A 13208-nucleotide genomic window follows, 5' to 3' on the forward strand; every position below is an offset into this window, starting at 1 on the left:
CAGTCGATGCATCGGCGAGAACGGCATGTGGTCTGCAGGAGAATCGTCGGTGAAAAGCAACTATATCGTTTCTCTATACATCTTGTTATCGTCCATGTTTCTTGCGACAGCGAGTGTGTGTGCGGAAGAACTGGACAGGAGCCGGCTGAAGGCCATCGTCGACACGGCCATCGAGCCGATCATGAAAGAGCATGCCGTTCCCGGCATGGCCGTCGGTCTCACGGTGGGCGGGAAGCATTACTTTTTCAACTATGGTGTCGCGTCGAAGGATAGCGGGCGCCCGGTAACGGAGTCGACGTTGTTCGAGGTCGGCTCGGTCAGCAAGCTCTTCGCCGGGCTCGTGGGTGCCTGGGGCGCCGTGGAGGGCGAAGTCTCGCTCACGGCGACGGCGAGCAGCTACATGCCGGCGCTGCGCGGTTCCAGCTTCGACAGGATCACCCTGCTGCAACTCGCCACCTACACGGCCGGGGGGCTGCCGCTGCAGTTCCCGCGCGAGGTCAGGGACGAGGCGAGCATGGTCTCCTATTTCCGCAGCTGGAAGCCCGTCTATCCGGCGGGAGCGCAGCGGGTCTACTCGAACCCGAGCATCGGCCTCTTCGGCCATCTCGCCGCTGCCGGCATGGGCCGCTCCTACGAGGACATCCTTGAGGGCACGATCCTGCCCGGCCTCGGTATGGCGAACACCTATGTCCGCGTGCCGCCGGAGCGCATGGCGGACTATGCCTTCGGCTACACGAAGGACGGCAAGCCGCGGCGCATTTCCCTCGACGTGCTGGGTGCGGCGGCCTACGGCGTGCGGACGAGCGCGGCCGATCTTCTCAAGTTCCTCGACGCCAACATCGCGCCGCCGCAGGACGCGCGGCTGCGCCGGGCCATTGCTGCCACGCAGACGGGTTATGTCCGCGTCGGTGCGATGACCCAGGGCCTTGGCTGGGAGTGGTACGACTATCCCGTGGCGCTCGACACGCTGGTCGCCGGCAACACACCGCAGGCGAGCGGCAGGGGAAGTGCCGCCGCCTGGCTCGTTCCGCCCGCGCCGCCGCGGCCGGACGTGCTGCTCAACAAGACCGGGTCCACCAACGGCTTCGGCGCCTATGTCGCCGTCGTGCCCGGCAGACGCCTCGGTATCGTGCTCCTCGCCAACCGGGCCTATCCGAACCCCGACCGCGTCCGCGCCGCGCACGCCATCCTGAGCGCCGTGGCGGACGGCGCGGCGCGATAGGGAGAAGGCGACGGATGCCGGCCGGCGGAGGGCGAGCCGTCGGCCGGTGGCCTATGACTGGCCCTCGCTGAAGAAGGCCAGCCGCGTCAGAAGCGTGTAGTCTGCCTCGATGGCCATGGCGGCGACGAAGGCCAGAATGGCACCGATGGGCACGAGGATGGCATAGACGAGCGCGAGCCGCTCCCAGGCCATATGCATGAAGACGGCAACGATGAGCCCGGCCTTCAGCATCATGAAGGTGAGGATCAGCGTGTAGCGCAGCGCGCCGGTGAGGTGGAAGTAGTCGACGAGATAGGAAAAGGCGCTGAGGACGAAGAGCCAGGCCCAGACGACAAGATAGAGCCGGATGGGATGGGCCTTGACAACGATGTGGTGAGCCGCGTCGTTGTGGGCGATCTCGCTCATGGCATCCCTCCTCACCACAGGTAGAAGAAGGCGAAGATGAAGACCCAGACGAGATCGACGAAGTGCCAGTAGAGGCCCATGATCTCGACGGCTTCGTAGCGTCCCCGGCGGCCCGTGAAGAAGCCGGGGCGCCCGTGGTCGAAATCGCCACGGATGACCTTGCGGGCGATGGCCAGCAGGAAGATGACGCCAATGGTCACGTGCGTGCCGTGGAAGCCCGTGATCATGAAAAAGGCGGAGCCGAACTGGGCCGCGCCCCACGGATTGCCCCAGGGCCTCACGCCCTCGCCGATGAGCTTCGTCCACTCGAAAGCCTGCATGCCGACAAAGGTGGCGCCGAGGATGGCGGTGGCCACCAGCAGCGCCGCCGTTGCCCGCCGCTGCCGCCGGTAGCCGCAGTTGACCGCCATGGCCATGGTGCCGCTGCTCGAGATGAGCACAAAAGTCATGATGGCGATAAGGATAAGCGGCAGGTGCCGGCCGGCGATCTCGAGGGCGAAGACCTCGCTGGCGTTGGGCCAGGGCTCGGTGGTCGACATGCGAGCGGCCATATAGCCGATGAGGAACGTGCCGAAGATGAAGGTGTCGCTGAGGAGGAAGATCCACATCATGGCCTTCCCCCACGACACGTTGCGGAAGGCCCGCTGGTCGGCCGAGAAGTCATCGACGATCGTGGCAAGGCCGCCGGCGGGCTCCCGGGTGCGGTGCTCGGTGAACGCGGTGTCCATCGTGCCTTCCTTTCACGACAGCAGCTGGCGGCAGACGGCGAGGACATCCCCCGCCCAGCCGGCGATGACGGCGAAGAGGACGAGCCAGACGAGGGCAAGGAAGTGCCAGTAGAGCCCGCAGAGCTCGACAGGCAGGCGCATCGCCGTCGCGTCGGCACTGTGCCAGAGCCGCGCCGTTACGGCGACGAGGGCCACGAGCCCGCCAAGGATATGCACGCCGTGCAGGCCCGTCAGCATGTAGAAGAAGGAGTTGGCGGCATTGTCCGCGAGCCGGTAGCCCGAGGCGGCGAGCTCGTCCCAGGCGATGAGCTGGCCGCCGAGGAAGGCGGCGCCGAGTCCGAAGGCGGCGAGCAGCCCGTCGAGCGCGCGCTCCTTCTGCCTGTGCTGGACGCAACGGCCGGCCCAGACAAGGCCGCCGCTGGCGAGGAGGATGAGCAGCGTGTTCGCCCATAGGATGGTCGGCAACGGCGGGGCCGACCAGTCGGCGAGCTGCATGCGCATGGCGTAGGCGCTGAGCGCGAGCGAGAACAGGATGCCGACGACGGCGAGGAAGACGCCGAGCCCCACCTTGGCGGCCGGCATACGCGCGAGGCTGCCCGTCTCCTCCACGACGCCGGCTGCGAGCCATGGCCGGCTCATGAGCCTCTGGCCCGACAACCACCAGCCGGCAAGCCCGGCGAGGAGGACGAGGAAGGCGACGGCCGCAGTCACGGCACCCCTCCTGTCGCGAGCCGCGGCCCCAGCGCCACGGCCTCGGGCGGCATGTTCTGGGGAATGAAATCCTGCGCCACGCCGGGCACGTTGTAGTCATAGGCCCAGCGGTAGACGGTTGGCCGCTCCTTGCCCCAGTTGCCGTGCGGCGGCGGCGTCTGGGGCGTCTGCCACTCGAGGCTCGTCGCCCGCCAGGGGTTGCCGCCGGCCTCGCGACCGTGGCGGATGCTCCAGAGCAGGTTGAACAGGAAGACGAGCTGCGCCGCGCCCACGACGAGGGCGACGATGGTGATGTAGGCGTTCAGCATCTGCGCCGAGGGCGGAAAGAAGCTGGCTTCCCCCATCTCGTGGTAGCGCCGCGGCACCCCGAGGAGGCCGAGATAGTGCATGGGGAAGAAGATGGCGTAGGTGCCGACGAAGGTGACCCAGAAGTGCAGCTTGCCGAGGGCATCGTTCATCATCCGCCCCGTCACCTTGGGATACCAGTGGTAGATGGCGCCGAAGATGACAAGGACGGGCGCGATACCCATCACCATGTGGAAGTGCGCCACGACGAACATGGTGTCCGACAGCGGCACGTCGACCACCACGTTGCCGAGGAAGAGTCCGGACAGCCCGCCGTTGACGAAGGTGACGATGAAGCCCAGGGCGAAGAGCATGGGCACCGTGAGGTGAATGTCGCCGCGCCACAGGGTCAGGATCCAGTTGTAGACCTTGATGGCCGTCGGCACCGCGATGATGAGGGTCGTCGTGGCGAAGAAGAAGCCGAACCACGGGTTCATGCCGCTGACGTACATGTGGTGCGCCCAGACGATGAAGCTGAGCGCGCCGATGGCGAGGATGGCCCACACCATCATGCGGTAGCCGAAGATGTTGCGCCGCGCGTGGGTGGCGATGAGGTCGGAGACGATGCCGAAGGCCGGCAGGGCGACGATGTAGACTTCCGGGTGGCCGAAGAACCAGAACAGGTGCTGGAAGAGGATCGGGCTGCCGCCGCCGTATTCCAGCCGCGATCCGAGCTCCACGAGCGACGGCATGAAAAAGCTGGTGCCGAGCAGCTTGTCGAACAGCAACATCACGCAGGCGACAAACAGGGCCGGGAAGGCGAGCAGCGCCATGACGCTGGCCGTGAAGATGCCCCAGACGGTCAGTGGCATGCGCATCAGCGTCATGCCCCTCGTGCGCCCCTGCAGGACGGTGACCACGTAGTTGAGGCCGCCCATGGTGAAGCCGGCGATGAAGACGATGAGCGAGACGAGCATCAGGATGATGCCGCTCTCCTGGCCGGGCGTGCCGGAGAGGATCGCCTGCGGCGGATAGAGCGTCCAGCCTGCGCCCGTCGGCCCGCCGGGGGCGAAGAAGCTCGCAAGAAGGATGATGACGGCGAGCAGGTAGAACCAGTAGCTCAGCATGTTGGCGAAGGGGAACACCATGTCCCGCGCACCGACCATGAGCGGGATGAGGTAGTTGCCGAAGCCGCCGAGCAGCACCGCGGTGAGCACGTAGACGATCATCATCATGCCGTGCATGGTGATGATCTGGTAGTAGGCGGCGGCGTCGATGAAGGCGAAGGTGCCGGGAAAGCCGAGCTGCAGGCGCATCAGCCAGGACAGGAAGAGCGCCACGAAGCCGACGGCCAGCGCCGTTGCCGTATACTGGATGGCGATGGTCTTGGCGTCCTGGCTGAAGACGTAGCGCGTCACCCAGCCGTGCGGATGGCGCAGCGCAAGGTCCTCCACCTCGGTTGTTGCGGTTTCCGCCACCCTGTCGAGAGGAATGTCGGCCATCGCTTCAGCCCTCCGCTTGTCTGGCCGCGGACCGGCCGGTCCGTCACCGTTCGGTCATCGTCGGCACCCTGAGCTGCGCCGCCGGGCGCGCAGGTTGCTGCTGCTCCAGCCAGGCGCGGTAGTCGCTCTCCTCGGCCACCACGACGAAACCGCGCATGAAGGCGTGGCCGACGCCGCACATCTCGGCGCATAGGACCTCGAAGGTGCCGGTGCGCGTCGGCGTCAGCCAGAAATAGGTGACCATGCCCGGGATGAGGTCCATCTTGGCGCGGAACTCGGGCACGTAGAAGTCGTGCAGCACGTCGAGCGAGCGCAGTACCGCCTTCACCGGACGGCCGACGGGCAGGTGCAGCTCGCCACCCTGCACCATGAGGTCATCCGCCCCGCGCGGGTCCTGCGGATCGAGGCCGAGCGGATTGTCGTCCGAGACGTGGCGGATGGCCGTGGCCCCCAGCCTGCCGTCGGGCCCGGGCAGGCGATAGCTCCACTGCCACTGCTGGGCGACGATCTCCACCTCGTCGGCATCGGGCGGCACGGTGATGAACTGGCTCCAGACGTAGAGGCCGGGCGCCAGCATGGCCGCAACGCCGATGGCGGTGATGGCCGTGAGCCACCATTCGAGGCGCTTGTTCTCGGGCTCGTAGAGCACGTCTCCCTGCCGGGGGCGGTGCCGGTAGCGCCAGACGCACCAGGCCATGAAGAGGACGACAGCGAGGAAGACGAGGCCGGTGATCCAGAAGGTGATGGTGATGGTGTGGTCGATGTAGGTCCAGTTGGAGGCGATCGGCGTCCACCACCACGGGCTCAGGAGATGGAAGACCACCGAGCCGATGGCGATGACGAACAAGGCGAGAGCGACATGCATGGCTCCTTCACCTCGCTGGTTCCGGTGCGCCTCGAGGCGGCACCGCGCCTATTGCGTCAGCGCGACGGGAGCGTCGTCGAAGCGGTGCAGATAGGCGGTGAGATCCTTGATCTTCTGCTCGTCCTTGACGCCGGCGAAGACCATCTTGGTGCCGGGGATCTTCTCGCGCGGGGCGCGGATGTATTCGGCGAAGGTCTCGTCCGTCCAGGTGATGTCGGCGGCCTTGTTCGCCGCGGAATACTGATAGCCCTCGACCATGCCGGTCTTGCGCCGGAAGAGCCCGTTGAGCACGGGCCCGACGGCGTTGCGGGCATTGGGGCCGATCTGGTGGCAGGCCCTGCACTGGGCGAAGACGCGCTCGCCGGCGGCGGCATCCTGCGCCGTGGCATTCGGGAGTGTGAGCGCCGTACAGAGGGCCGTCAGGAGAAGCAGAGGGGCCGCAGGCGCCCAGCCTCGCAGGAGAGCGGGGATGCTGTGCCGCCTCTGGGTTCGCCATGCCATGTCCGTCCCTCCCGAACGCGCGGTTCGAGACGTCGCAGCCTCGCGCTGCCGGACGCTTGCACAGCCGGCAGCATCAAGGCCGCCGCGACCCGTAAGAAAGTATAGCCCGAAGAGCCCACCCGGGGAAACCCTTCGATCGTCCGGGCGCGCGGAGGGGGAAGGCAGCGGCGGCCCCAAGGGCCGCCGTCAGGCGGTGACGGTCTTGTTCTGGAGGCGGGACACGAGCCGCACGAAGGGCCAGAACATCACGAAATAGATGATCGCGGCCGCGATGAGCGGCGTCGGGTTGTAGGTGAGGCCCTGGGCGATCTGTGCCGAGCGCAGCAGCTCCTGCAGCGCCACTGCCGAGGCGATCGACGTCTGCTTCACCAGCTCCACGGTGTTGCTGACAAGGTCGGGCAGCACGTTGCGCGTGCCCTGCGGCACCACGACATAGGTCATGCTCTGGGCCCAGGTGAGCCCGGTCGAGCGTGCGGCCTCCCGCTGCCCGCGCGGCACGGATTCGAGGCCGGCACGGAAGATCTCGGCGAAATAGCTCGATCCGTTGACCACGAGCGCAAGGACGGCAGCGGGATACTCGCTGAGCTGCAGGCCGAGGAACGGCAGGCCGTAGAAGATGAAGATGAGCAGGACGAGCGGCGGGATCGCCCGCATGACGTCGACATAGCCGACGATGAGGCAGCGCAGGACCGGATGCCTCGCCTCCTGCGCCAGGGCGATGAGAAGCCCGACGAACACGGCAAGCGGCACGGACACGACGGCCAGCGCGATCGTCATCCACAGGCCTTCCGCAAGAAGCGGCCAGACTTCGCGCAGGATGTCGAAGTTGAAGAAGGTGCTCGTGAAATCGCGCATCAGTGCCTCGGATGTCCGTAGGCCCGCTCCAGCCAGCGCGTGAAGCGCACGAAGGGGAGAAAGAGAGCCAGGAACAGGATGGCGCCGACCGTCAGTGCCGTGGGGTTGGCGACGTTCGACTGGATGGACGAGGTGACGTTAAGCAGTTCCGGCACAGCGATGACCGAGCCGAGCGTCGTACCCTTGCTGATGCCGATGGCCCGGTTGGTGAGGGGCGGGATGCCGAGCCGGATGGCCTGCGGCAGCACGACATAGACCAGGGTCTGATTGAAGCTGAGACCGGTCGAGCGGCCGGCCTCCCACTGTCCCTTGGGCACGGAGGTGATGCCGGCCCAGAAGATCTCCTCGGCGAAGGCCGAGAGCACCATCGACAGTGCCACCACCGTCGCCAGGAAGGGGGACAGCACGAGGCCCGTGTAGGGCAGCGCGAAATAGGCGAGGATGATGAGGACGAGCTGCGGGATGGAGCGGAAGAGATCGATGTAGAAGATGATCAGCGCATTGAGTGGCCGGATGCCGTAGAGCCGCAGCACGGCGAGCAGGAGGCCAAGGGGAATGCCGATGGCCACCGTGAGAATCGACATCTCCACCGTGATCAGGAAGCCGTGGAGAATATCCGGCCAGTATCCCGACAGACGCGAGAAGTCGAAGAAGTAGCGGAGGATCGCGTCCATCGCCCGTCACGTCCTCGTGCGGTTGATGAAGTCGCGGATGCGCTGGTGGCGCGGCTCGACCAGGATCTCGTGCGGTGTGCCCACGTCGAGAACCTTGCCGCCGTCCATGAAGACGACCCGGTCGGCCACCTCGCGGGCGAACTGCATCTCGTGCGTGACGACGATCATCGTCATGCCGAGCTGCTTGGTCCGCACCATGACGTTGAGCACCTCGCCGACGAGTTCGGGGTCGAGCGCCGAGGTCGGCTCATCGAACAGCATCACCTGCGGCTCGAGCGCCATGGCGCGGGCGATGCCGACGCGCTGTTGCTGGCCGCCCGAGAGCTGGGCGGGATAGGAATCCGCCTTGTGGGCGAGGCCGACGAGATCGAGATAGTGCCGGGCCTTCTCGTCCGCCTCGGCACGGGACAGGCCCGCCACCTTGCGCATGGCGAGCGTAACGTTCCCGAGCGCCGTCATGTGCGGATAGAGGTTGATGCCCTGGAAGACCATGCCGATACGCCGGCGCAGGGCGTTGAGATCGACCTTGCGGCCGGTGATCTCCTGTCCGCCAACAATGATGCGCCCGCGCGTCGGCTCTTCCAGCCGGTTGATGCACCTGAGGCAGGTGCTCTTGCCCGAGCCGGATGAGCCGACGATCACGACGGCTTCACCGGCGGCCACGGCAAGGTCGATGCCCTTGAGGACTTCCACATTGCCGAAGGATTTGTGCAGATCCTCGATGACCACGATGTCGCGCGCGGCATCGGTTCCGTTTGCTGTGGCCGTCATCTTTGCTTGCCGTCAGTTGCAGACCAGTTTGTGCTCGGTCGGGTCATAGCCCTCGAAGCCAGGCGCACCGTAGCCCGGGAAGATGGTGGCGGCAGACGAACCCTCGTCGGGCTTCACGCCAAACCACTTCTCGTGGATCGAGGCGAGCGTGCCGTCCTGTTTCAGGCACTCGATCGCCATGTCGACCTTGTTGCGGAACTCGACGTCGTCCTTGCGGAAAGCGAAGCCCAGGTTCCGGCCCGTCGACAGGACGAAGGCCACCTCGGCGTGCGGCGTCTGGGTCGCGATGTAGCGCGAAACCGGCGTTTCGGAGAGGTTGGCGAATGCGCGGCCGATCATGACCGCCTGCACCGCGTCGGCGTTCTTGTTGTAGCGCTGGATCGTGAAGCCGTACTTGGCCTCGTTGTCGGTGGCCCACTTGTCGGACACCGAGCCGTTGTTGACGGTGACCGCCTTGCCCTTGAGGTCCTCGAGGCTGGAGATCTTGTTGCCCTTCTCCACGAGGAAGCCGATCCCGGTGGGCATGTAGGGCTCGGCGAACAGCATCTGCGAGGCGCGCTCCTCCGTGATGTTCGTCGGCGCGGCGATCATCTCGTAGCGCTTGGAGAACAGACCGGCGAAGATCGCCGAATAGTTCACGTCGATGACCTCGACACCCGGCCGGCCGAGCTTCTTGGCGACAGCCTCTGCAAGGTCATAGGCAAAGCCGTTGATCTCCCCGCTCGGCTTCTTGAAGGCGAAGGGCGCGAAGCCGACGTCGAGCGCGATCTTCAGCTTCTCGTTCTGCGGATGGTCGGCATCCTGAGCGACGGCGGGCACGGCTGCGACGAGCGCGAGGCTGCACAACGCGGCGCGGAACATACGCAACGTGGGTTTCTTCATCCCTGACTCCTCTGAGAGTGTCCCGACAAGCAAAGTGCAGGCCATTCAGGGCCTACCGCACTCACACTGCCGGTATGGCCCGAAACGTATCAGCGGGCAGCCATGAGGTGGTTATGATAATTCGTCACTAGGACATAACGTCATGTTAAGTGCGCGACGTCGAAGTCCTCGCCCTGCGAGGTTGCAGGCGGCGGCGAGCCGAAGAGTTGGCGCAGGTGATGCACGAAGGCGCGCGCGATGTGCGACATGGGTTCCAGGCGGGACGACAGCAGGTGCACGCGCATCGTGGTCTTGGGGACGAGGGGGCGCGCGACGATGTCGGGCCAGGTGCGGCCGGACAGCACGAACTCGTCCACGATGGCGATGCCGGCACCAGCCTGCACCAGTGCGCAGGCCTGCGGCGTGAAGCGCACCTGAGTGTTGATTCGCACGGGGGCGCGGCTGGAGCGCAGCGCCCGCTCGACATGGATGCCATAGGGCGTCTGCGAGCCGTAGCCGATGAGGGGGAAAGGTGCGAGGTCCGCCACCTTGACGGCCTTCAGCGCCGCAAGCTCATGCCCCTTGGGGCAGATGACCATGAGCCGCCCCTCGGCGATCTGGCTCGAAAACACCGTAGGTTCGTCGACAGGAAGCACCGACAGGCCGAGATCGACGCGATTCGCGCCCACCTTGGCGACGAGTTCCGTCAGGGTCAGGATCTCGATCTCGATGCGGACATCGGGATAGCTGGCGCGAAAACGGGCAACTGCCGTCGGAATGATCGCCTGACCGATGCTGGGGCTCGCCACGATGCGCACGGAGCCAGTGCCGCGCCGGCGCAGCTCCTCCGCGATCTCGTTCACGCGCAGGACGCCCTGATGCACCTGGTCCACCTCAGCAAAGAGGCGCCGCGCCTCCGGCGTCGGCTGCACGCGCCCCTTCACGCGCTCGAACAGCTTCAGCTTCAGCCTGTCCTCCGTATAGGCCAGCAGTCGGCTGATGGCCGGCTGCGACACGGAGAGCAAGCGGGCGGCTCCGGAGATGGAGCCGGTGATCATGATGGCGCGAAAAACCTCAATCTGCCGAAGGTTTAGGCTCATGTAATAACAACCTGTTATGGGTTGCCCAAAAATTAGCATGCCTTGCTCTGGGATTCACCCGCTATCTTGGCGCCAACGGCCGCCCGCGGCGCGGCATGCAGAAACGACAGGTGGTCCATGAGTGATTTCGATCTTGTGCTTCGCGGCAATGTGGTCACGGCCGATGCGGTCATCGAAGGCGGCTATGTTGCCGTCAGCGGCGGCAAGGTCGCCCGTGTCGGCGCGGGAACGCCGCCGTCGGCCCGCGAGACGCAGGATCTCGGCAACTGCTGGATCATCCCCGGCGTCATCGACGGCCAGGTGCACTGCTACAGCGCCGGGCGGGACGAGGGCATCGGCATGGGCTCGCGTGCCGCGGCTGCCGGCGGTATCACGGTGATGGTCGACATGCCCTACGACCAGCCGGAGCCGATCACCAACGCTACGCTCTTCCGCCAGAAGGTGGGGATCATCGAGCGTGAGGCCCACGTCGACGTGGCCCTCTATGCGACGATCGCGCCCGAGAACGGCCTCGACGCCATCCCCGGCCTCATTGAGGCGGGTGCTTGCGCCTTCAAGTTCTCGACCTTCGAGGCCAATCCCACGCGCTTCCCGCGCATCGGCGACGATACGCTCTACGAGGCCTTCCTGCGGGTGAAGCCGTCCGGGCTGCTGTGCGGCGTGCACAACCAGGACCAGGAGCTGACCCGCAAGAACATCGCCCGCGCCATGGAGGCGGGTGACACGGGCTGGGATGCCTTCGGCCGCGCCAACAACATGCTTGTGGAAAATCTCGCCACGGCGCGGATCTACGAGCTCGGTGCCGAGACCGGCGCGCGCGCCCACGCGGTGCACGTCTCGACCTCGCGCGGCTTCGAGATCTGCAACATGTACAAGCGCGCCGGCCATGCCGCGACGGTTGAGACCTGCGTCCAGTACCTCATGCTGAACGAGGAGGAGCACGTGCGCCGCTTCGGCGCCAAGGCCAAGCACTATCCGCCGATCCGCCCGAAGGCGGAGATGGAGCGGCTGTGGACGCACATCGCCGCCGGGCACTGCGATTTCGTCTCCTCCGACCACGTCTCCTGGGGGCTCGACACCAAGAGCGACCCGGTCATCTTCAAGAATGCGTCCGGTGGCCCGGGCCTCGAGACGCTGCTGCCGGCCCTGTGGACCGGCTGCGAGGAGCACGGCATCTCCCCGACCATGGTCGTCAAGCTGCTTTGCGAGGGGCCGGCGAAGGCCTTCCTGCTTGCCGACAAGGGGCGGCTTGCCGAGGGTGCCGACGCCGACATCGTGGTGCTGGAGCCCGGCCGCTTCGTGCATGATCCCGGCAAGAGCCTGTCGGCAGTGAAGTGGAGCTCCTTCGAGGGCCGCGAGTTCACGGTTCGCGTGGCGGCCACCTATCTGCGCGGCCAGCTCGTCTGGGACGGCTCGGCCATCCGCAACAAGGCCGGCAACGGCCGCTTCCTGCGGCCGGCGGCCTGACGGCACGACCATGCAGATCAACGCCGAGCGGTTGTGGGCGCGGCTCTGCGCGCTCGCCGAGATCACGGACAAGGCCGAGCCCTGGACGCGGCGGTCCTTCACGCCGCTGTTCCTCGAAGGCCGCGCCTGGCTGGAGAAGGAGTTCGCGGCCGCGGGGCTCGCAGTCAGCCTCGACGCCGGCGGCAATCTCGTCGGCCGTCTGCCCGGCCGCGATCCGGCCCGCAAGCCGATCGTCCTCGGCTCGCACTCCGACACGGTGCCGGCGGGCGGGCGGTTCGACGGCACGCTCGGCGTCCTCGCCGGTCTCGAGGTCGCCCAGTCGCTGCAGGAGCAGGGCATCACGCTCGAGCATCCGCTCGAGGTCATCGACTTCCTCGCTGAGGAGCCGAGCGACTTCGGCCTGTCCTGCATCGGCAGCCGCGCCTTCGCCGGCGCGCTGACGCAGGACATGCTGGCCATGACCCGGCCCGACGGCATGACGCTCGCCGAGGGGCTCGCCTATGTCGGCGGCCGCCCCGACGCGCTGGCGGAGGCGGCGCGGCCGGTCGGGTCCATCGCGGCCTATCTCGAAGTCCACATCGAGCAGGGCCGGGTGCTGGAGAGCGAAGGGCGCGACATCGGCATCGTCACCGACATCGTCGGCATCCACCGCGAGCGTATCGTCGTGTCCGGCCGGGCCGACCACGCCGGGGCGACGCCCATGAACCTGCGCCGCGATGCGCTCGTCGGCGCGGCGCGCATCATCGACGCCGCCTATCGCAAGGCCTTTGCCCGCGGCACCGGCGACAGGCCGATGGTCGCAACGGTCGGCCATATCATCAACCAGCCGAATGCGGCCAATGCCGTGCCCGGCCGTGTGGAGATGATCCTCGAGGTACGCTCCGGCGACGAGCCGGCGGTGGCGGCCTTCACGCAGGAGCTGCTCGCCGAGGTCGCGCCGGCGCTTGCGGAACTTGGCGTCGAGGCCACGGCGTCGCCCATCAGCCATGTCGCGCCGGCGCCCTGTGCCGAGCCGCTGCGCGCCGCCATCGCGCGGGCAGCCGATTCGCTCGGCCTCAGCCACAGGCCGATACCAAGCGGCGCCGGGCACGACGGCGTGTTCGTCTCCCGCATCGGGCCGATCGGCATGATCTTCGTGCCGTGCCGCGACGGTCGCAGCCACGCTCCGGAGGAATGGATCGAGCCGCATCAGGCGGCCACCGGTGCGCATGCGCTCGCGGCGGCGGTGCTGGAGCTCGACCGCACGCTCGCCCGGTGACGC

The 13208-nt window shown here is 66.8% G+C and carries 14 protein-coding genes; 3 read left to right on the top strand and 11 right to left on the bottom strand.

Features of this window, described 5'->3' with window-relative positions; genetic code table 11:
- The first annotated feature begins 25 nt into the window (after positions 1-25).
- Positions 26-1222 carry a class C beta-lactamase gene (gene ampC / locus HNQ73_RS12285; protein WP_210305177.1) on the top strand — a complete coding sequence of 399 codons (1197 nt, stop codon included), beginning with the start codon at positions 26-28 and terminating at the stop codon, positions 1220-1222.
- A 51-nt stretch (positions 1223-1273) separates the two neighbouring features.
- On the opposite strand, the gene HNQ73_RS12290 is transcribed toward ampC, so the two are convergent.
- The 11 genes from HNQ73_RS12290 to HNQ73_RS12340 form a co-directional block, all read right to left on the bottom strand.
- Positions 1274-1627: a cytochrome C oxidase subunit IV family protein gene (locus tag HNQ73_RS12290; RefSeq protein ID WP_183335162.1), complete on the bottom strand. Its 354-nt coding sequence runs from the start codon at positions 1625-1627 to the stop codon at positions 1274-1276.
- A gap of 11 nt (positions 1628-1638) precedes the next feature.
- On the bottom strand, positions 1639-2355 hold the full coding sequence (locus tag HNQ73_RS12295) for a heme-copper oxidase subunit III family protein (protein WP_183335163.1): 717 nt from the start codon (positions 2353-2355) through the stop codon (positions 1639-1641).
- 12 nt (positions 2356-2367) lie between these two features.
- Positions 2368-3066 carry a cytochrome c oxidase subunit 3 gene (locus HNQ73_RS12300; RefSeq protein WP_183335164.1) on the bottom strand — a complete coding sequence of 233 codons (699 nt, stop codon included), beginning with the start codon at positions 3064-3066 and terminating at the stop codon, positions 2368-2370.
- On the bottom strand, positions 3063-4853 hold the full coding sequence (gene ctaD / locus HNQ73_RS12305) for a cytochrome c oxidase subunit I (RefSeq protein ID WP_183335165.1): 1791 nt from the start codon (positions 4851-4853) through the stop codon (positions 3063-3065). The genes HNQ73_RS12300 and ctaD overlap by 4 nt, the downstream gene beginning before the upstream one ends.
- 43 nt (positions 4854-4896) lie before the next feature.
- The gene (locus HNQ73_RS12310) at positions 4897-5718 is read right to left on the bottom strand and encodes a cytochrome c oxidase subunit II (RefSeq protein ID WP_183335166.1); all 822 of its coding nucleotides are present in this window, start codon (positions 5716-5718) and stop codon (positions 4897-4899) included.
- Between the two features lie 48 nt (positions 5719-5766).
- Positions 5767-6219, bottom strand: a complete 453-nt coding sequence (locus tag HNQ73_RS12315) for a c-type cytochrome (RefSeq protein ID WP_244650149.1) — start codon at positions 6217-6219, stop codon at positions 5767-5769.
- A 186-nt stretch (positions 6220-6405) separates the two neighbouring features.
- On the bottom strand, positions 6406-7074 hold the full coding sequence (locus tag HNQ73_RS12320; RefSeq protein WP_183335167.1) for an amino acid ABC transporter permease: 669 nt from the start codon (positions 7072-7074) through the stop codon (positions 6406-6408).
- The gene (locus HNQ73_RS12325) at positions 7074-7748 is read right to left on the bottom strand and encodes an amino acid ABC transporter permease (RefSeq protein WP_183335168.1); all 675 of its coding nucleotides are present in this window, start codon (positions 7746-7748) and stop codon (positions 7074-7076) included. The genes HNQ73_RS12320 and HNQ73_RS12325 overlap by 1 nt, the downstream gene beginning before the upstream one ends.
- 6 nt (positions 7749-7754) lie before the next feature.
- On the bottom strand, positions 7755-8519 hold the full coding sequence (locus HNQ73_RS12330) for an amino acid ABC transporter ATP-binding protein (RefSeq protein ID WP_210305179.1): 765 nt from the start codon (positions 8517-8519) through the stop codon (positions 7755-7757).
- 12 nt (positions 8520-8531) lie between these two features.
- Entirely contained in the window at positions 8532-9401 is an 870-nt protein-coding gene (locus tag HNQ73_RS12335) for a substrate-binding periplasmic protein (RefSeq protein WP_244650151.1), read from the bottom strand.
- Between the two features lie 140 nt (positions 9402-9541).
- Positions 9542-10480 (bottom strand): LysR family transcriptional regulator, encoded by a 939-nt coding sequence (locus HNQ73_RS12340; RefSeq protein ID WP_183335169.1) that lies wholly within the window; start codon positions 10478-10480, stop codon positions 9542-9544.
- Positions 10481-10597: 117 nt separating this feature from the next.
- Here HNQ73_RS12340 and HNQ73_RS12345 point away from each other — a divergent pair, with 117 nt between their 5' ends.
- Both HNQ73_RS12345 and HNQ73_RS12350 read left to right on the top strand, forming a co-directional pair.
- On the top strand, positions 10598-11947 hold the full coding sequence (locus HNQ73_RS12345; RefSeq protein WP_183335170.1) for a dihydroorotase: 1350 nt from the start codon (positions 10598-10600) through the stop codon (positions 11945-11947).
- 10 nt (positions 11948-11957) lie between these two features.
- Positions 11958-13205 carry a Zn-dependent hydrolase gene (locus tag HNQ73_RS12350; RefSeq protein ID WP_183335171.1) on the top strand — a complete coding sequence of 416 codons (1248 nt, stop codon included), beginning with the start codon at positions 11958-11960 and terminating at the stop codon, positions 13203-13205.
- Positions 13206-13208: the final 3 nt, after the last annotated feature.

This window comes from Chelatococcus composti (assembly GCF_014201415.1).
Lineage (GTDB): Bacteria > Pseudomonadota > Alphaproteobacteria > Rhizobiales > Beijerinckiaceae > Chelatococcus_A > Chelatococcus_A composti.